The sequence below is a fragment of the Gimesia chilikensis genome (genome assembly GCF_007744075.1).
Taxonomy (GTDB): domain Bacteria; phylum Planctomycetota; class Planctomycetia; order Planctomycetales; family Planctomycetaceae; genus Gimesia; species Gimesia chilikensis_A.
In genome coordinates, this window is record NZ_CP036266.1 from 5,210,481 (window position 1) to 5,230,607 (window position 20,127).

Below are 20,127 nucleotides of genomic sequence, written 5' to 3' on the forward strand. Positions count from 1 at the left end.
TTCAGGGAATAATCAACGACAGGTCTGCAGATAAACAATCTGGTGATCGCACGAGTTGGAAAACATGCGAATGAATAAATTTTCACAATGGATTGTGGTTGCTCTCGCGATCAGTACTCATGGTATCGTTTTTGGTGGTGAAACCTACCCGGAGCCCGGCTACCTTGACGAATCGGCTCCGGCCACGGAAGAGAGCCTGTACCAGCCGATCTCGCTAAACGTAGCAGAGGAAGCAGTTTGCGCCCCTGATACCATGGCCGCTCAGGACTGCGTGAATCAGATCTGCCTGCCCGAATGCCAGTGCTGCAATTTCCTGGAGCAGTTTCTGATGCGTCATTCGCCGATCTACCCTTCCATGAACTCTCAGCGGGTTCGCGTTGGCGGCTGGTTGGACCAGGGTTTTACAGGCAACTTCCAGAAACCATCGAACAACTTCAACCTGCCTGTTACATTCAACGACCGCTCCAACGAATACCAGATGAACCAGCTGTACCTGTTCGTCGAGCGTCCCGTTGACTTCGGCGGCGATGAGTTCGACTGGGGTTTCCGGGGAGACCTGCTCTACGGTACTGACTACTTCTATACAACCGCCCTCGGTCTGGAAACCCGCTCTGATGGAGCCCCTCACTGGAACAGCTCCAACGGACCTCGGAGCAGCGGCGGATATAATTATGCCATGTACGGCCTGGCGATGCCTCAGTTATACGCAGAATTCTATCTGCCCTTCCTGTCTGGCGTCAGCTTCAAAGCCGGTCACTTTTATACGCCCATCGGTTATGAAAGCGTGATGGCCCCGAAGAACTTCTTCTACTCGCACTCTTATACCATGCAGTATGGTGAGCCCTTCACTCATACCGGTGTCCTGGGCACAGTCCAGATCAATGATCAACTGCAGGTACTGGCCGGTGTTGCTCGGGGCTGGGATGCCTGGGAAGATCCGAATGACGATGGGGAACTGCTGGCAGGTATCGGCTGGAACAGCGCCAATGAAGACACCAGCATTAACCTGACCCTGACTTCGGGCGATCAGGACAATGGATTCAGTAATGCCGCCAACCGGACCCTGATCAGCTTCGTGTTGTCACACGACTTCACCGATTGCCTGACTTATGTCTTCCAGAGCGATTTCGGGATTCAGGACAACGGAACCATCAACAACCAGTTCCAGGTCGTTCCTGCCAAATGGTACTCCTTTAATCAATACCTGTTCTACGACATCACCGATAAATTTGCTGTGGGTGCCCGCTTCGAATACTTCCGGGACCAGAACTTTTCACGGGTACTGCAGGTACCTGAGTTCCTGGCCACCGGCGGAAACTATTACGGGCTGACCGTGGGTGCCAACTGGCGACCACATCCCTGCGTCACCGTTCGACCGGAACTGCGGTTCGACTGGTCCGATACCCGGGCTCCGCTGCTCAACGTTCAGGGACCTTACCGCAACTTTCAGTCTGATTACCAGGTCCTGCTGGGTGGCGACGTAATCATCCGCTTCTAATACGGGAAGCGGATGAGAGGCAAGTAACCGAAGACCCGTTAATGGTCATCTTCGTAGTACGGCTCGACGTGCACCACAACCTCCCGCACGGAAGGCCAGTCGTGCTGAATCTGCTGGCGGACCTGCTGAGCCGTCAGATGGGCCTGATCGACGGTTTCGTTCGGGTTGACTTCAATGTCGATATTCACATGCGCGTCAGGCCCAGCTGTCTGAATCCGGACCTTTTCCACGTCCAGCACCCCTGTTACCTTCAGGGCTGATGCCCGCACCTGATCAAAATACTTCTGATCGGGGATCTTATCGGTCAGCTCGTGCAGGTTCTCCCGGGCAGCGACCCAGCCCAGGTAGATCATGATTAACGCCAGCAGCATCGCTGTGATGTGATCGATCAGATGACCGTAACCGGGGATCCAACTCGCAATCAGCAGCCCGAGGGCCGCCAGAAAGCTGGTCAGGGCATCGGTTCGATAATGATAAGCCTCGGCTATCATCGCGGAGCTCTTCTCCTGACGGGCCATACGGAGTACCACACGGCAGGTCACTTCCAGCAAAACGGCAGCAAACAGGGGAATCGTCCAGCTCACCCAGCCGATCACTTCATACTGAACGTGGCTGAATGCCGCTACCAGCTGATAGAAGAACGTACCGGTCCCGACCACCAGAATCAAGATGCCCAGCTGGAACCCTGCCAGCGGCTCATAACGACCATGTCCGAAAGGATGGTCTTCGTCGGGAGGCTGTTCTGCCAGGCGAATCGCGAACAGAATTGCCAGTGAAGTAAACACATCGGCACAGCTCGCCAGGGCATCGACCAGCAGTACTGAATGCCCCAGAAACCAGAGTCCGACCAGCTCCATCACGATCACGAACAGGCGGACATTGATTCCGACCCAGGCCACTTTCATGAGCCGGGAAGTTCTGCGGCGACGAATCCGCGTGACATCTTCCGACAATTCCAGCGGTTCCGGAAATTCCTCCAGCAGAGGAGCCGGGGAAGGCTCATTCGAATTACCAGCACTGTCAGCAGCTGCCATACCAGTCAACACACATCAATGAGGATCAGGATTGTAGGAGAGTAGTCCGCTGCAGGTTTACAGTGAACACCATCATCACCGCATCTTGATTGGATTGAGGCAGTTTGACAAGAGCGAAACGAGCCAAAGCATGATCGGGAACCGATTTGAGAGCAGTTTATCGCAGCCGGTGCAGGCCTCAGTCTGCGTCAGGCAGAATCAGAATATCAGGCAGGCTCAGCTGGTTTTCCTTCACCATGATCTTGGCCGCAGGCCATTGCTCCATCGGCGTAATCAAGATGGTCTCATTCTCTTCGATCAGAATGGTATCCCCGGTCATTGCAGGGCCAACGGAGGGATGCCAGAAGGCAGCCATGCCGGGCTGAAACTTGAACTCACTGTTGATCAGAATCGAAGTCTCAGCCGACTGATATCCCATGATGTCCGCCTGGTCGGCGTGCTGCCATTCATCGGGGCAATCGTATTTCTCGTAGATGCGTTTCACCCGGTTCCACGTATCAAACAGAGCCCAGTCCGGCTTGGAAAAATACATTCCCGTCGCCTGCATGAGCAGTGCCAGATGATGAGATTTGATGATAGTGGAAGGAGGTTTTCCCAGAGATACGGTGCGTGTCGCAGCCGCATGCAGACCATTTTGGGAACCGACGGCAGAGATTACACAGTAACGCTCGAGGCGGTCTTCACCATAGCCCCAGTGTCGATAACGGATACTCTGTCCGTCTGCCATCACTTGTAACCGTCGGGGGTTGACGCCATGTTTCAACAGACGATGTGAAAGGCAACCGGCGATCTCCTGTTCGGTGTTTCCCCGTTCAACCCGGCGGGCAGTCGCTTCGACCGCATGCGAAACCAGCTTTCCCAGTTCGCGGATGCGCTCTCCTTCGAGTTCGGTGAACGGGAACCGCAGGGTCCTTAATTCGTCGGAGAGATTCAGCGTCCCCTCAACTCCGGTGTCGCTGGCGACATTGCGTCCTTTGCACAGGTCCCGCACCAGTTGCGACAACGGTTCGTGCCAGGGGCGGGTTTTGATCTGGAAGCCCAGTCCCGGAATCGCACGGTCAAAAATCTGATTCGCGTCGACATTGCTGCAGGCAATCAAACGGGCATCCGGGGTAATGAAGACCGCAGCACAGGGATCGTTCGATCCGGTTCGGGTCAGCTCGGCTCCCGCGGTGAACCAGGCCATATTTTCGGGGGACTGCAGCAGCAGCGCATCGAGGTTATGAGCCTCCAGCAGCGAGATCACCTGTTGCTGCTTGTATTCCACATCGGTGGCACGCCGGGGGTCTGTCGTGGGAATTTCTCCGGAAGAGATTGGTGCATGAGCATTCACTGCTACGATCGTCATAGAGGACTCCCCGCTGGTACTACAACAAACAATCTTCCCAACACACGATTGTGACCCTCTGAAATTTGTCTGATTTGAAGTCAGTGTCAATAAATGAGTTTTGTATTTAAAATAGCTGAAGTCAAGCATTTCCCGCTGATCTCAACGGCGAAATACAGGTTTTATCTTCATAGAAACGATTAACGGATTTTTCAGCACCGGTTCTACCGCTGCAGATAGACAGAGATGACTAATTGAGGACAGGAGGGTGCAGCCAGAAAAGGCAGATAAAGAGAATAAACGCATCCTGCAACGCACTCCGTTCCTGCCATTAATCATATCAGGATATGAAAGAAATCAAGGGCATTTTCGATCAGCAGCCAGGGGCACGCCCTTCTAATGCCCGAAAATACGACAAACTGTCGCCCTGACATCAACGCAACAGGCTGCGGATGTTCAGTGACCGTCCAGAGACTTTCTGAATGACCGACTGCACCCGGGTCTCTTCTTTTTCCAGATCAGCGATCACTTCCGAGTACTGGCGATTCAGCTTTTCTATCAGCTGATCCCGCTCCTGCTGGGCCAGCTGTTCAATCTGTTGAGCCAGTGCCTGCTTCTGACGACCGATTTCCGCCTGGCAGGCCAGCTTCAACCCACGGGCAATCTGCTCGCCGGTTTCCGATTCCAGCCGCCAGACAGGCTGGCTGTAACTTCCCGATCCCTCCAGGGTCGCTGAGATGGAATCGATGGTGGAGAGCGCCTGGGCGACGACTTGGGTCAGAGGCTTGATGCCTGCCTGCTCGGAATCGAACTGAAACCGCACGGGAGTCTGTTTAAATTCCACCCGGCACGTGAAATCATTTTCCCGAAACGAAATCCGCGACTCGCACTCGGTCTGATCCGCGATCAGTGCCAGTGATAACTTATCGGAATTCTCCAGTTGAATCGTTTTCTGTTTCGGCAGGTCAAACTTGACGAGGAAGTCGTGTGTCGGCTGCTGCTCATAAAATTTGAGTTCTCCCGCAAGCCTGACTTCTCCTTCCGCCTCGACGCGTGCCTGTAGCTGAATCGGACGGCGATACGCCGTCGGCTCAGAGGAGAGTTCCCGCACGAGTGCCTGAAACGGATATTTCTGTTGATTCACACGTGCGTTTCCACTCACTTTGATCTGCTTAAATAACACATTCGGCAGTGCATCCGCGGGTCGGAAGTCGATCCATTCCCCCTGCATCCGCTCCGGCTCCTGTTCGTCGCGCATCGTTCTGACAGTCTGAAAGATCATACTCGACCAGCCGGTCATCTCTTCCAGCTGTTTTGTGAGTTCTTCACCAATCAGCGCGTGCAGAATTTTCTCTGGATCGGGCGAGACGGAGTCCATCAGCGAATCGAGTTGGGCCAGATCCTGATCTTTGGCGTCTTCGATCCGCTGGAAATCGCGTTGTGCCAGTTGAGGAAGGTTATTGAGTTCCTCCCGCATCTGCTTGCCTTCCTTGACCAGCAGATCGACACGTTCAGCCGACTCCGCATAGGTTTTGATTCGCTCCAGGGTCTTACCCTCGGCGGTTTTGACCGAATCCTGAACCGAATCCAGCTCCAGCTTCACCTGGTCTACCCTGGATTCATACTGTGCGAAACGCTGCTTCCACTCCTGTTGGACCTGCTTTGAAACCCTTACGGTTGCCAGACGATCGGGATCCAGCTGCTCGACAGCTGACTGCTTCAAAACATCCAGCCAGCTCTTCCCTAGTTGTTTTGACTTTTTTCGAAAGGGGTCGAAGTTCAAATGAAAGTGACTGCCCGGCTCCGAATTCTCTTCCGCAGTCGCACCAGTAGAACGTGGCGGATTGAATTCCATTCCCAGAATGGCCGCCTCTTCGACAATCAGGTTCCGCTGTAGCAACGGGCGTCCCGCGAGTTTCAGTTCCATCTCAGAAAACGTGGCGATGTAGCTCTTGTCCTTGGCAGGACTGGCGATTGCCACCGGACCGGTCTTGATCGCCGGGGGAAAGAAGCCGGTTTTGAGATCGTAAATTTCCACCTGCGTTCCCGTCACGGATTGACTCATTTGAATCAGTCCGGAGCGCACGAGCGGATCGAAGGCGAAGGCAAAAAAGACCCAGATAATCGCTGCCAGGGTCAGGCGAGGGAGCAGGTAATTCCACTTCATGAAACCTCTCCCATCACGGTACCGACTTCGGTTCCCCAAAGCAGTTTGACAATCCAGTACTTTTTCAGCCGCTCAGCCACGATCGGCGTGTATTTTTCGAAGAGAGGGCGCGTCAGTCGATAAGCCGGATAGAACAGACACAGCCCCAGCAACAGGCTGCCCATCACGACGGTATTATTGAAATCAGTCCAGGGAGCCAGCGGGAGTTCGTAGACGTTTTGCCAGAACCCCTGTAACGACGGCGCGCTGAGAACCTTTTTCCCCAGCAGATGACTCAACGGATCGAGCAAAACACCCAGCCAGGAAAAGACGAGGGTCGCCAGAGAAGCGGAGCAGAGATTGACCTTGGAACTTGCCAGAATGAACAGCAGCATCAAGGCGATCAGATTATCTTTGGGAACCAGACCGATCACCATGCCCATACTGAACCCGAGGGCCAGTTGACGTGGTGAGGAAACGCCACTGAAGGCGCTGGCCAGAAATCGCAGAGAGCGAAGCCAGTAAGACATTTCGGGGTGAACTCCGTTATATCATTGGAGTTAAAAGGAATAAAAATTCTGCCTGCCTGCGTAAGAAGGTCAGGCAGAATCCCCCCTGTTAAGCCTTAATATCGGCTGAAAGCGTCGCGCGTCTTAATCGTTATAATCAGAAATTCTTAACATTCGCGGAGATATTATCAGTATCACTACTGAGTTGAGGTGGTCGAAGAGCTCGAAATGGTATCAGAACGGCTGGGGAGTCCAGGATTTCCCCCATATACCGGCCCAGATTACTTCTGCATCCAGAGCATGACGAGCGACCAGCCCAGCCAGACGGCGAACAGGCCGACCAGCAGGTTTCCGGCGATGTTGATCAACGCATGATGCATCTCTGCATTCCGCAGCAGACTGACAGTCTCATGGCCGAACGTGGAAAAGGTGGTCAGTGAGCCCAGCATGCCCGTAATCAGAAACAGGCTCACATGTTTATGCACCCACACTGAAGAGTGAATCTGCTTATGTGAGACGATCGCCATCAGAATGCCGATCAACAGGCAGCCTGTCGCATTCACCACGAAGGTACCCGCGGGAAATCCGGGGTACTTTCGTGACATGAATTCCGTGATGCTGTAGCGCGCAATCGCTCCGAAAAATCCCCCCAGTCCAACGGCCAGCAGTTGTGACACCTGTTATCCCTTTTTTCAGTCTGCTCAGCCTGCTGACACAGGCGTACGAATCGGTTAGAGTTTTCGAAAGACTACTTGGAAGAGATTTTCCACAGGTGCTTGTCGCTGCGCAGGAACAGAGCGTTATCCGCAATCGCGGGCGTGGCAAGAATCGTCTCTTTCAGATCGATTTCGCCCGTCTCTTTGCCTTCGTCTGCCCCCACCTGCACCACCTGTAACAGTCCTTTTTCGTTGACCAGATACAGATGATTGCCGGCGGCGATCGGGGTTGCACTGAAAGGACCTTTTAAACGCAGACGCCAGATCACTTCCCCGTCTTCCGGATTCGCAGAGGTCAATACGCCTGCCCGGTTCACAGTGAAGACTTTCTTCTCATACACCAGGGGACTGGCCGTCGCGGGAGAGAGCTTCTGTTCCTGCCAGAGAACCTTGGGAGGTTCACTGCTGGACCCGGGTGCCAGTGCGGTGAGACCGTTGGAAGGAATATACAGCATATTGTCTCCGACCGTGGTCGAAGGAATACGGCCGGCTCCCTGCTCGTAGCTCCACGCGGTATCTCCCGTTTCGGGATAAACCGCATCTACGCCTTCACTCGACTGCAACAGCACCAGGGTTTCCGCGCTGTCAGAGGCTTTCAGAATCGCGGGCGAGGTCCAGTTAGCAACCCGGGGACGTTTGATTTTCCAGCGGGAGATGCCGGTTTTCACATCCAGGCCGGTGGTGAAAGAATCGTCGTCATTCTCGACAGGTACGATCAGTGTCTCACCCACCACGATGGGCGAAGAGGCCATTCCCAGGCTGTTACTCGCATTGGGGAAATCGTGTGACAGCCCACGGATCCAGAGCAGGTTTCCGTCCAGGTCCAGACAGACGACATCATTACTCGAGAATGTGGCGAACACCCGCTTGCCATCACTGGCGGGAGTCGGCGTTGCCACGCACATTTTGTTGTGACACTGTGTCCGTCCCGTTGCCCAGAACTGACGGTCCCAGAGCTGCTTGCCGGTCTTCGCATCGAAACAGAGCACGTGCAACTGATCCTGTTTGAAGCCGGTGGTGCTGGTCAGAAAGACCTTGTCACCCACAATAATCGGTCCCGAGGCTCCCCGCCCCTCCAGATCGGCGGTCCAGGCAATGCTATCCTGATCGACCAGGGTCGGCGGTGTATCCGAAGTCGCCACATTGTTGGTCAGCGGTCCCCGGAACTGCGGCCAGTCGGCTCCACAACACAGACCGATGGCAATCAGAGGCATCACAAGTTGAAAGGCACTCTTATTCATAATTTTAACCTGTCAGGAAAGTATGTTTGAATTCGAGGAGAAACTGCAGATCGACAGTTACGGCGTTAACTGCGTCGTTGCCTCTGGTTTTTCGGAAAGTACACCAGTCCCGGAAGGGCGGGCGATACGTAATTGAAACTGGTAGCGTTGTGCCCAGCTTTCGGTCTGCTCGTTTTGACAGAGTTTGAGCAGAATCACATTTTTTCCCGGTTTGAATGTCACGGGCACACTGTATTGATCCATGATCATCCCACGGTGATATTCATTACGGGCAAACAGCAGCTTGCCATTCACCCAGATTTTCCAGGCATTGGGAGTTCCCAGGCGAATCTCCAGTTCCTGTTCCCCCGGGCTATAGAAGTCAGCCGCACAATACATCACGGCCCCTTTGTAGGGAGAAATCTCTTTCGCGATGTCGAAGATGCCGTAATCGTCTTCTGTATTCACCGACTTCCAGTTCACTTCCCCTTCCTTGCCTTTCAGGGCCGAGGAGAAGTCCAGATTTTTCTCGGGCGGGTAGGCCGTATCGTATCCCTTCAGTTCCCGGTTATCGAAGGGTCCGATAATCTTCCAGTCCGACAGGAAGCCGAAGTGCTTCTGCAGATCAATCTTCTCGCCCAGGCTGCGCAGCGGTTTGACAATCGCTTTCACCTGGTCGTCATCGGTCGCGCCGCTCAGCGCCTGCTCGTAGGCCTGTTTGGCTGCGTCTTTCTTGCCGTCTTTTTCCAGTTTTTTTGCCTCATCAATCAGTCGCTGCACGGCATCGCGTCTGAGAGTCACACTCGGGTCGTTGATCATTCCGGGAATGATGCGTTCGCTGGCACCCGCGTCCACTTTGATGAGTGTTTCGTAAGCCAGTCGTCGTGCCCGGGGATTGTTGGATTTGTCCAGAATGAACTTTTCGAGTTCTGCTTTAGGCAGCTTGCCCTGCTGAATCGCGTTCGACGCGACTGCTTCAAATGCCCCGCACAGCCAGTTGACCGCCAGAGGATTCGCCCCCTTGAAACTGGACAGAATCGGAATCAGTGCCGACGCATCTGCCTGGGAAAGCGATTGAACCGCCTGGGAGGCAGCCTGATTTCCCTGCCCCTCTTTTTGAACCTGTTTGATTCTGGCGATCTGTTGTTCCACATCATCCGCCCGCACGCTGCTCAGTACGCTGAACAGACACAAACAGCAGAAAAGAAAACGACTTCGCTGCATGAGAATCTCCCGACTTTCAAAATTGTTCTGAATCAGCAATCTCCGCTGCCTGGAGATCGCGTCGATGAGTAGAGTCAAGTGCCTGCGATTGTACCAGTTTCCTTCCCGCACCAACAAGTATGCAGGGAAATTTCACGGTGAAACTCCCTGGAGGCACAGAAAATCTAACGGGAACTTTAGTGGAGCACCTGTTTCACCAGTCCGTCGGGAACAGGAGTCCCATTCACGGACGGCAGCACTTCTGTTCCTGCCTTGCGAGCATTCGCCAGAATTTTCAGTAATGCTGGTTTCATTAACTCGTTGATTGGAACACGAATGGGAGCGTCCTCTGAGCGGGGAATCCCCAGCAGTTCAAAGCGAAGACTGTCATCCTCTCCGGTCAGTTCCTCTACATAAAGCATGGATATTTTAGAGAATTCCATTTCCTGGTGGATTGGCATCAGTGAAAAACCGACTTCGCGGACAAACCCGTCTGGTGTTACTGTGACGTGTTGATTCTTTGTGTCAAAAGTAAAAAAGAAAAAGAGAACACTGCCCCCCATTAAAAAAAGACAGACGCTGAAAAAATAAAAAATCCCCTTCTGCAACCAGTAGACCACAGACAGCGTCAGTAAAATCAAGGCAACAAAGGGTAAGAAATACAGGAGGTAGGATTCGGATCGATAAACGGTACTGTCGCCGATTGTTTCAACTGAAATCTTACCTGGTCCCAGAAACTGAAGCAGAACAAAGAGTATCCCCGTCAGCAATAAACCACCACGTGAAAGCCAGACCTGAATCGGGTAGCGCGGGATGATTGCTCCCTGTTCATCAATGGCAGGCTGATCTGTCATCAGATTTCCAATTCTTCTATCTTGATGTCACTGTTTAACTAAGCATTCCCTATATTCCTATTCCTGTCACAGCGTATTCATATTTCGCCATGCCCTGGACAGCCAGTTTCACAAAAATGATCTCTCGTTTCTACATTTAGTCTAGATATCTTGGCTTTTTCCTAAATGAGCTGGGCTGAATCTGAGTCTTGCCTGTGATATAATTCCCGTACGAATCAGATTGACTACTTTTGAGCCCCAGGAACTTCTCGTATGTCTTTAATTCTCAGCCAGACTCTGAATCGACTGCTCGAGGGAGAGAATCTGGAGAGTGAAGCGACCCGCCAGGTCATCTCCTCGATCATGCAGGGAGAATGCAGCGATGCCCAGATTGCCGCGTTGCTCACAGCACTCCGCATGAAAGGCGAAACGTCAGACGAACTCGTCGGCGCCGCCCAGGCAATGCACGCCAAGGCACTCGCGATCCCCACGAACAGGCAAGGCCTGCTGGATACCTGTGGCACCGGCGGCGACCAGCTGCACACCTTCAACATCAGCACGACAGTCGCCCTGGTCGCGGCTGCAGCCGGCATCCCTGTCGCCAAGCATGGCAACCGCAGCGTCTCCAGTTCCAGCGGGTCGTCAGATGTTCTCGAAGCACTCGGCGTCCGACTCGACCTGACACCTGAACAAATCGGCCAGTGCCTGGAGACCACCGGCATCGGATTCTGCTTCGCTCCCCTGCTCCATTCCGCGATGAAATATGTTGCCCCGGTCCGGCGGGAACTCGGCATTCGCACCATCTTCAATTACCTTGGGCCTTTAACGAATCCGGCCAGCGCCGAGTACCAGTTGCTGGGGGCCAATTCGATAGAGGCCGCGGAAAAAATTGCTCAAGCCCTGTTAAAATTAGGTCGAAAACATGCATTGGTTGTCTGTGGCAACGGAGAACTGGATGAGGTCAGCCTCTGGGGAAAAACGACCGTTTTCGAAGTGACGGGGTCCAACCTGAATCGCTTCGAATGGACGGCTGCCGACTTCGGGTTACCCGAATGCGACGTAAGTCAGTTGACAGTCGAATCCTCCGAGCAAAGTGCCAACATCATCCGCGAGATCCTGAATGGTGAACAGGGCCCGGCCCGTAACATGGTCGTCGCCAATGCTTCAGCTGCTTTACTGGCTGCTGAACAGGCTTCCAATCTGATGCAGGCTGTTCAAAAGGTCGCTCAACTGATCGATGAGGGAAAAGTACGCGAAAAACTCCAACAACTCATCGACTTTAGCAGTAGTAGAAGTGGAGAATAAATAAGACGAAATTCCACGCGGGTCTAATAAAAAACGAATGCTTTCGTCAGGTTGACTTGCCGAATCTGGACTGACTCTTATAATTCCTCAAAACAATGTCACCCCGACCGGAGACCATGTTCAGTGGTTTCTGGCAAAAATAAAGGTCTCACCATTATGAATGCTGAAGCACAACGCAAACTGATTTTCAATCCGGATGAGGCCAATCTCCGTTTACCGCTCGTACGGGCCATCGTCAAAGACATTATCGCGCTGTACGAAAATCTGCATGACCGCCAGGAACGGATCGAAGAGATCAAGAATCTCCCCGGTTCCACCACGCGCGATGAAGACTCCGTCTACAGCGAAGAGCTGCTGCAGGCCGAGCTGGATATCGAGAACGATAAAGAGCAGCTGAAAACCTACGAAGATGAACTGCTCGAACTGGGTGTCGAGCTGGAAGATCCTGCTCTGGGTGTCGTCAACTTCCCGACCCTCCGCGAAGGCAAAGAAGTTTACCTCTGCTGGAGACTGGGTGAAGAGGAAGTCGGCCACTGGCACTCCCTCGACGAAACCTACTCAGATCGCCGTTCGCTGCTCGAAGAGTCCATCGACAACGATGACCACAACGACATGCTGATGTAAGCTCAATGCTTACTCAGCCTGTACCCGTTGTTCCCACGCTGCGTACGCTGCTTTCATCTGTTTAGCAATCTTCGGCTTCTGGTCTGCGAGATCGGTTGTCTCGCTCAGATCCTGATCCAGATCAAACAGCATGAAGGGCTTGTCGGGATTCGTCCGCAGCAGCTTATAATTTGCATGCCTCACTGCTGCGTATTTCCGGTACTGGAAAAAGAACGTCCGCGGCTCTGCCGTTTCCGGATGCTCCAGTACCGGCAGCATGTTCTTTCCGTCCAGCGTTCGATCTGCAGGACGCTCTCCTCCGGATACCGCAATCAGGGTCGGCAGGATATCCAGGCTGATCAGCGGACTGCTGTTAACAGAGCCTGCTTCAATCCGACCGGGATAACGCACAATCGCCGGCACGCGGATGCCCCCCTCCCATAAAGTGACGCCGCCATCCCGCAGGGGTTTGTTGGAAGCGACTTCCAGTCCGCGGTCCTTGAGCATGAACGCACCGTTGTCCGAATACCAGATCACCAATGTGTTATCCCGCAATCCGCAGGCGTCCAGTTGATCCAGCACGCGGCCGATCGCCGTATCCAGCGCGGTCACAACGGCGCGATAGCGTTTGCGGGGATCTTTGGTCTCGGGTGAGTAGCCATACGCGGCAAAGGCACTGTCCGGCGCCTGCCATTCATTGCCCTGCCCCGGTTGCTTGTTGCGTTTACTGGGAAAATGCGGTGCATTAAAAGGCAGATAGATGAAAAACGGACGCTTTTGATTCTCGGTGATGAAACGACACGCCTCATCCGCAAACAGCTCTGTAGAATAACCTTTCTCGAAGACTTCATTGAGGCCACGCCACAGATCGTGCCGCCCGGCGTAGTAGTGGTGATAATAGTCGATGTTGCCGGCTGCGAATCCAAAGAACTCGTCAAAGCCCCGCTCCGTCGGTCGGCTGCCTTTTGAAAAACCGACATTCCATTTGCCAAAGCAGGCCGTCCGGTATCCTTGCGGCTTGAGATACTGAGGAATCAGTCGCTCACTCTGTCGCAGGCCATCTGCGTAATTTTCATCTGCACTCAACTGGTGATTCAGGCCGATCCGCTGCGGATAACGACCCGTCAGCAGTGTCGCCCGCGAAACCGTACAGGTGGGGGAAGCCGTATAAAAATCGGTCAGCCGCGCCCCTTCCCGCGCCAGTTGATCCAGGCGGGGAGTCTGCATGACTTTGTTTCCGTAGCAGCCCAGATCACCGTAGCCCAGATTGTCTGCCGTGATCAACAGGATGTTCGGCCGCTGCTGTTTTTCCTGCTGTGCTGCCACCGGACGCGACACTAGACACAGACCTATGAAACAGAAACTCAACAGACAGAACAGACGGCGAATCATCACGGCTTCTCCAGATCACTCTCAACAGGTGGTTAGCTCGGTAACTTTGCGTAGCGCTGAGACCTGTGCCAGGCCCCGGTTCCATCACAACATGTTAAGCGCCGCCTGTCAATCGAGGGCCGTTAACTGAGTTGCCGGATCAGATACAGATATTCCAGGGCGCTGTGCATCGCCTCCTGCTGCTGGTTCGCCGTCCCTTTGTGGCCCCCTTCGATATTCTCATAATAAAAGTAGTCGTACCCCAGTTGATCCATGCGGGCCGCCATCTTTCGCGCATGCCCGGGATGGACGCGGTCATCCTTGGTCGAGGTAAAGAAGTAAACCCGGGGATAAGCCTGACCCGGCTTCAGATTCTGCAGCGGCGAATACTGGCTGATGAACTCCCACTGCTCGGGAAGATCGGGATTTCCATACTCCGCCATCCAGCTGGCGCCTGCCAGCAGCTTGTTGAAGCGTTTCATATCCAGCAGCGGTACGCCGCAGACGATGGCATTGAACAGATCCGGGCGTTGCGTCAGCGTCACTCCCATCAAGAGCCCGCCGTTACTCCGACCCATCGCCCCATAATGTTTGGGCGAACTCACTCCCTGATGCTGCACCGCTTCGGCAACCGCGAAAAAGTCATCGTAGGCACGCTGTCGGTTCTCCTGCAGGGCCGCTTCGTGCCAGCGGGGACCGTATTCGCCACCGCCGCGAATGTTGGCCAGCACATACGCGCCCCCCTTCTCCAGCCAGAGTTTTCCCATCAAAGGACTGTAGTGCGGTAGGATCGAAATCTCGAATCCACCATAGCCGTACTGTAAGACCGGCGTGGAATGATCCAGCGGGATCTCTTCGCGATGCACCAGGAAATAAGGCACCTTCGTTCCGTCGCGACTGACGGCAAATGATTTTTTCACCGTCAGACCGTTCGTATCAAAGCGGGCCGGCGTTGACTGCAACAGCGTTTCGGTCCCCTCCTGAAAATTAACGTAATACAGGCTGCCCGGCTGCAGAAATCCGTCGCGTGACATCAGGAGATCATTACTGCTGCTGTCAGAAGAACTGATGGAGATTACATCTCCCTCTCCCCAGGGAAGCAGACGCCCCTGCCAGGCGTTGTCTGTAAGTTTGAATTCGCGGATCTGACTGGATACATGTTCGATTCCGGTTACATAAACCGCATCCCGCGCAGAGCGGACCTGAGAAATCGTGCCACTCTGGCCAGGATCATACACGGATAAGATGTTTGCAATCTCCCCCGTCCTGGCAAACTCGGACAGGGAGAAACTCACCAGGGCTCCTGCTGAGAAGTCGCGCCAGTCCTCTTTCAGTTCCACCAGCAACTGATCCTGGAACAGGCTCGACAGACTGCATTTCTGTGGCAGCGGGAGCTGCTGCAGTGTTCCCTCCGCAGTCACCAGGTAAAACGTAAAGTGATAAAAATCATGTCCCCGCATTACGAAACAGCTCTGTCGGCCGTTGTGTTTCAGATTGACGGGATACACGAAGGTCTCGTCTTCGCCCGTTTCCAGCACGGTCTCCGCTGCCGAGAGTGGCGTCCCCCGCTGCCAGCGTTTCAGAATGCGGGCATATCCGGATGAGTTCAGGCTGCCTGGACCCCAGTCGGTTGCAATCAGCAGATGATCGCGGTCTTCCCAGCAGAGATTACTCTTCGCCTGTGGTACAGAAAAGCCCCCCTGCACGAACGACCGCGAAGGAAGATCGAATTCACGATAGACGGCCGAGTCCGTTCCGCCCGGTGCCAGTTCCACCAGGCAGCGGTCGTGATCCGGGGCCAGACAGTCGACGCCTTTGTAGATCCAGTTTTCCGCTTCTTCTTTGGCCAGCTGATCCACGTCGAGCAGCAGTTCCCACTCTTTCGATTTCTGCTGATACTGCGCCCGGGGCATGCGACGCCAGATACCCCGCACGTGCTGCGGGTCGCGCCAGAAGTTATAGACGAAATCTCCCCGCAGGGTCCCATAAGTAATCCGGTCGGCGGCAGTCAGAATTTCCAGGGCTTCCCGTTCATACTGCTGATAACGGGGGTCGCTGGTCAGCACCTGCAGGGTCTCGGCATTCTGTCGCTTCACCCAGTCCAGGGCTTGCTCTCCTTCAATTTCTTCGAGCCAGAGCAGCGACTGTTCAGCCTTGTGCTCTGAATCCTGCTGATCGGAATTATCTGCTGCATCCATCCTGCTTGCTCCTGAAATAACGGCACTGGTCGGTTTGAGAACTATTGTAGAGGAATACTTGAGCCTGACTTAAGTCATCTGGTTCGATTTGTCAGCTTTTTCGGCAACGGACCTCTGAAATGAGATATTCTCTGAAAATCCCGATTCAGGGGCTGTATTTAGCGGGGACCGCTGATACAATTCCACTCCGATGAGGAGCCAGATGGTCCGTCTACCGGTACGGTGACCGACCCGCTCTGAGCTGATCTCCAGAATCTCTTTCATAAAGAGCCGGCTGTTTGCCCTCTTTTCGTGTTGTTTTTGCTACATATTGCCGAAATCCTGAGACAGGGGTTTCGCTTCTGACCGTAGCAGTGGGGTGATACGAAGCAGAGCTTCGAGGAGAGCGCTGTCCAGACCGTCGTCTGTTCATGCCCCCTGAGTCGATAGGGATCGACTCTCACACCATGTTCTTTTTTACGCGACGCAAGCCTCACCTGCGGGATGAAGGTGCGTCAAAAGGCTGATTTTATGTCAACTGATGTCTCTGAGCAGACAAAATTCACTGATTTTGCGCTTTCACAACCCATTCTCGCTGCACTTGAGACGCTGGGCTATCAGACACCCACTCCGATTCAGGCACAGACGATCCCGCATTTGCTGGAAGGCCGTGACCTGGTAGGTCAGGCACAGACGGGAACCGGCAAAACAGCCGCATTCGCCCTTCCCCTGCTCTCAAATATCGATCTGGAAGTCAAAGCTCCCCAGGTTCTGGTACTGGCTCCCACCCGGGAACTGGCGATCCAGGTCTCTGAGTCGTTCAAAGATTACGGTGCGGAACTGCAGGGACTGCAGGTACTCCCCATCTACGGAGGCGCCAGCTTCCGCGACCAGCTGCAACCCCTGAAACGGGGCGTGCATGTCGTGGTGGGAACTCCCGGACGCGTCATGGACCACATGCGTCGTGGCACTCTGAAAATGGACCAGCTCCGCTGCCTCGTACTCGATGAAGCAGACGAAATGCTGCGTATGGGCTTCATTGACGACGTGGAATGGATTCTGGAACAGACCCCCGAGAACCATCAGACCACACTCTTTTCCGCCACGATGCCCGATGCCATCCGTCGCATCGCAGTCAACTACCTGCAGTCGCCGGAAGAGATTACCGTTAAAGTCAAAACACGCACCGCCGATACAATTCATCAGCGATTCTGGCTCGCGAAAGGGCACCACAAAATGGATGCTCTGACCCGCATCCTGGAAGTGGAAGAAACCGACGGCGTGATCATCTTTGTCCGCACCAAGAGCATCACCACTGAGCTGGCTGAAAAACTGGAAGCCCGCGGCTTCCTGTCGGCTCCGTTGAATGGTGATATCCCTCAAAGGCAGCGTGAACTCACTGTCGGCAGACTGAAAGCCGGCCATGTCAACATTGTCATCGCGACTGATGTCGCTGCCCGCGGACTGGACGTGGACCGTATCAGTCACGTGATCAACTACGATCTGCCAGGGGACTCCGAAGCCTACGTACACCGCATCGGACGAACGGGACGTGCCGGCCGAACCGGCCACGCGATCACTTTCGTTTCCCCGCGTGAAACCCGCTCATTGTCCAACATTGAACGGGCCATCAAACACAAACTGGAACGCATGGACCTGCCCACGATCGAGGCGATCAATGAACGTCGCACCGCTCGTTTCAAGGAATCCATCACCAGCGCCATGAGTGCTCCCGATTTTGGCATGTTCCGCAAGCTGCTCAGCGAATACCAGGCTGACACCAGCTGTTCGGAAATCGAAATCGCCGCTGCCCTGGCCTGCCTGCATCAGGGCAAACGCCCTCTGTTTCTTCAGGAAACAACCCGGCAGGAAACACGCAAACCGCGCGAGACCGAAGGTCACAAACCACCTCAAGGCGAACGTCGTTTCAACAAAGACAAAGACCGTCCGGAGCGCCCTCGCAAACGGGAATTCAGCGATTCACCGGAAGAGGGTATGGAACGCTACAAGCTGCAGGTGGGTCACAACCATGGCGTCAAACCAGGCAACATCGTTGGTGCCATCGCTAACGAAGCCAACCTGGACAGTCAGTACATCGGCCGCATCAATATCTTTGATGAATTCAGTACGGTCGATCTTCCCGAAGGGATGCCCCGGAATATCTTCCGTGCCTTGAAGAACGTCTGGGTGGCTGGTCAGCAGTTACGGATTTCCCGCTGGGAATCTCCTGAAACCTTCGCCGGTAAGAAGAAACGCTTCAAAGGCAAACTGAAACACAAGCAACAGAAAGCCTAAGCTGCGGATACAAAAAAACCGCTGTCCTGAGTAATCGGGACAGCGGTTTTTTATTTTGAGATCAGTGTGTCAGCCGCTTATTTGCCGGCTCCACCAAAGACATTCGAAGTCTGACCGGAAGAGGTCTGCTGCTTCAGTCGCTTGCTGCGGGTGAAGACTCCGGAAACCTGTCCGGAAGACGTGGCACTCACGCCGGTTTTCTTGGCTCCCGCTTTGATCGGAGAGGCAATCCCAGAACCGGGAGTATGCAGGCGACGCTGTGGCTTGTAGCCGATGTAGCTCAGGAAGTCGTTGATACCGATCACGCGGACTGCTTTCAGACGGGCTTCTTCACGAATTTCCTTCATCTTCGCGAGAACCTGCTGCATCTTGTCGCGCTGTTCGTCGGTCTTGGCAGAATCCACATTGGGAGATTCACCAATCACGAGGAACTTGGTGTGTACGGTCAGACCGTTACCGGTCCGCTCGCCATTTTCGGTTACGATGTTGTCGATCTTGGCGTTTGCGTTCTCGATGATCCGCTGCAGCAGATCCATATCGGACTTGCCGTCACCATCCAGGTCGATGATACCTGAAATCGCGAAGGTTTCAGGACGTCCGACACCCCAGAGCGGTGTGTAAATCGGATCGCCGGGGCTGATTGGCTGGTAGATGTCATCAGAAACAATGCGTGCTTCAGAGAGGTGTGGTCCGAGGATCTTGGTGACTTCGATGGCACCAATGATGTCTTCTTCACCACGACCGATTCCCTGGTGGGCTTTACGATAGACGCTGAATGTCATCTGCTTGGGCAGACGGTCTGCTTCACCCAGGTTGATCCAGACCACGCCAGTGCTGTTATCAACAGTTCGAATTACGCCATCCGGTTTTTCAAAGCTGACCTTTTGAACTTCAGTCAATCGGCTACGCAGGGTGTCGATCAGGCTGGCGTAGGTATTGTTTTTGTTTTCGAGGTCTTTAATTGTTTTCGCGTTGGTTTCACGCAGCTGGTCCAGCTCGATCAGGATTTCTTCGTTTTCCTTCTGCAGGGCAGCGATCTGCTGATCTTTGGCGGAAACTTCTTCTTCTTTGACTTTCTGGGTGTCAGCCAGATCCTTTTCTGCTCCGTCGCGGGCAGTCCGGTGCTGGTCAACGACTTTATCCAGCTCGCCTTTGAGAGCCAGGAACTGGGCTTCGAGTTTGTTTTTGTCGGCCTGTTCCTGTGCCAGCTGATTCTTGGTCTGGTTCAGCTGGGTGGAGAGCTTGATCAGAGTGTTTTTAATCGTGGGCTCTGCCAGAACGTCAGCATGGGTTTTGATATCCTGCTCGGTCGCACCAATGACGGTGTTCGGAGTCTTGTTATCAAGACCGATTTCATCCTGCTCGTTCCCGATCAGCTTTTTCAAAGCCTGCAGTTCTTCGTCGAGCTTGCGTACCGCGGCATCGCTGGTACGAGCGTTTGACTCAGCCTGATTCAGCTTGGCGTTGGCTTCTGCAAGATCTTTGTAGTTCAGATAAGCCATTACGCCACAGATCAGTGTGAGCATGACGAAAAAGATTAACGAGAAGTGAACAGCAGTTGGTTTACTGGCAGCCATTTTTTCTAACCTTAAGGATTTTCAAGTGACAATCGTGGTTAACGAAGCACCGTGGCGGTGATGGTCGATATGTCAAACTATCTTCAGCAATGCCCGGCCGTCTGCCATGACAGCCTGCAGGAAGACCAGAAGAGGTGGTTCTGAGAATTCTGAAGAACAGCGTCCTGCTATCTATTATTCTAAGTTCAGGAATAGCAGTGTCAAGCGGCTTCTCTGAACCTCTCCCCTCTGTCGATAAACAGTTTCCGATATACCGGCAGGCTTGCCCCACCTGCCAGGCTACACAAAGTATCAGTAAACTGCGTTCCCGCAG

Annotated in this window: 15 protein-coding genes; 4 read left to right on the plus strand and 11 right to left on the minus strand. The window is 53.9% G+C overall.

Annotation, left to right across the window (positions count from 1 at the left end; translation table 11 throughout):
• The first annotated feature begins 70 nt into the window (after positions 1 to 70).
• Entirely contained in the window at positions 71 to 1,498 is a 1,428-nt protein-coding gene (locus HG66A1_RS19680) for a porin (protein ID WP_197996694.1), read from the plus strand.
• Positions 1,499 to 1,536: 38 nt separating this feature from the next.
• Here HG66A1_RS19680 and HG66A1_RS19685 read toward each other — a convergent pair whose 3' ends face one another.
• From HG66A1_RS19685 to HG66A1_RS19720, 8 genes are all read right to left on the minus strand, one after another.
• Positions 1,537 to 2,532: a cation diffusion facilitator family transporter gene (locus HG66A1_RS19685; RefSeq protein WP_145187847.1), complete on the minus strand. Its 996-nt coding sequence runs from the start codon at positions 2,530 to 2,532 to the stop codon at positions 1,537 to 1,539.
• 178 nt (positions 2,533 to 2,710) lie between these two features.
• On the minus strand, positions 2,711 to 3,880 hold the full coding sequence (locus HG66A1_RS19690; RefSeq protein ID WP_197996695.1) for a M24 family metallopeptidase: 1,170 nt from the start codon (positions 3,878 to 3,880) through the stop codon (positions 2,711 to 2,713).
• Between the two features lie 412 nt (positions 3,881 to 4,292).
• On the minus strand, positions 4,293 to 6,026 hold the full coding sequence (locus HG66A1_RS19695; protein ID WP_145187853.1) for a TIGR03545 family protein: 1,734 nt from the start codon (positions 6,024 to 6,026) through the stop codon (positions 4,293 to 4,295).
• Positions 6,023 to 6,535: a TIGR03546 family protein gene (locus HG66A1_RS19700; protein WP_145187856.1), complete on the minus strand. Its 513-nt coding sequence runs from the start codon at positions 6,533 to 6,535 to the stop codon at positions 6,023 to 6,025. The genes HG66A1_RS19695 and HG66A1_RS19700 overlap by 4 nt, the downstream gene beginning before the upstream one ends.
• Positions 6,536 to 6,795: 260 nt before the next feature.
• Positions 6,796 to 7,191: a fluoride efflux transporter CrcB gene (gene crcB / locus HG66A1_RS19705; RefSeq protein ID WP_145187859.1), complete on the minus strand. Its 396-nt coding sequence runs from the start codon at positions 7,189 to 7,191 to the stop codon at positions 6,796 to 6,798.
• A 71-nt stretch (positions 7,192 to 7,262) separates the two neighbouring features.
• On the minus strand, positions 7,263 to 8,471 hold the full coding sequence (locus tag HG66A1_RS19710) for a PQQ-binding-like beta-propeller repeat protein (RefSeq protein ID WP_145187862.1): 1,209 nt from the start codon (positions 8,469 to 8,471) through the stop codon (positions 7,263 to 7,265).
• A gap of 57 nt (positions 8,472 to 8,528) precedes the next feature.
• Positions 8,529 to 9,674, minus strand: coding sequence for a hypothetical protein (locus HG66A1_RS19715; RefSeq protein ID WP_145187865.1), 1,146 nt, complete (start codon positions 9,672 to 9,674; stop codon positions 8,529 to 8,531).
• Between the two features lie 176 nt (positions 9,675 to 9,850).
• Positions 9,851 to 10,507 (minus strand): hypothetical protein, encoded by a 657-nt coding sequence (locus HG66A1_RS19720; protein WP_145187867.1) that lies wholly within the window; start codon positions 10,505 to 10,507, stop codon positions 9,851 to 9,853.
• A gap of 252 nt (positions 10,508 to 10,759) precedes the next feature.
• Here HG66A1_RS19720 and trpD point away from each other — a divergent pair, with 252 nt between their 5' ends.
• Together trpD and HG66A1_RS19730 are read left to right on the plus strand one after the other, a co-directional pair.
• Positions 10,760 to 11,791 carry an anthranilate phosphoribosyltransferase gene (gene trpD / locus HG66A1_RS19725; protein ID WP_145187870.1) on the plus strand — a complete coding sequence of 344 codons (1,032 nt, stop codon included), beginning with the start codon at positions 10,760 to 10,762 and terminating at the stop codon, positions 11,789 to 11,791.
• 156 nt (positions 11,792 to 11,947) lie between these two features.
• A complete protein-coding gene (locus tag HG66A1_RS19730; protein WP_145042070.1) occupies positions 11,948 to 12,415 on the plus strand; it encodes a DUF2203 domain-containing protein in 468 nt (155 codons plus the stop codon).
• Between the two features lie 9 nt (positions 12,416 to 12,424).
• Here HG66A1_RS19730 and HG66A1_RS19735 read toward each other — a convergent pair whose 3' ends face one another.
• Both HG66A1_RS19735 and HG66A1_RS19740 read right to left on the minus strand, forming a co-directional pair.
• Positions 12,425 to 13,786 carry a sulfatase-like hydrolase/transferase gene (locus tag HG66A1_RS19735; protein ID WP_145187873.1) on the minus strand — a complete coding sequence of 454 codons (1,362 nt, stop codon included), beginning with the start codon at positions 13,784 to 13,786 and terminating at the stop codon, positions 12,425 to 12,427.
• A gap of 122 nt (positions 13,787 to 13,908) precedes the next feature.
• Positions 13,909 to 15,963, minus strand: a complete 2,055-nt coding sequence (locus tag HG66A1_RS19740) for a prolyl oligopeptidase family serine peptidase (protein WP_145187875.1) — start codon at positions 15,961 to 15,963, stop codon at positions 13,909 to 13,911.
• Positions 15,964 to 16,473: 510 nt separating this feature from the next.
• Between HG66A1_RS19740 and HG66A1_RS19745 the strand changes: the two genes are divergently transcribed.
• On the plus strand, positions 16,474 to 18,237 hold the full coding sequence (locus tag HG66A1_RS19745; protein WP_145187878.1) for a DEAD/DEAH box helicase: 1,764 nt from the start codon (positions 16,474 to 16,476) through the stop codon (positions 18,235 to 18,237).
• 77 nt (positions 18,238 to 18,314) lie between these two features.
• Here the strand turns inward: HG66A1_RS19745 and HG66A1_RS19750 are convergent, their stop codons facing one another.
• On the minus strand, positions 18,315 to 19,814 hold the full coding sequence (locus tag HG66A1_RS19750) for a hypothetical protein (protein WP_145187882.1): 1,500 nt from the start codon (positions 19,812 to 19,814) through the stop codon (positions 18,315 to 18,317).
• Positions 19,815 to 20,127 lie beyond the last annotated feature (313 nt).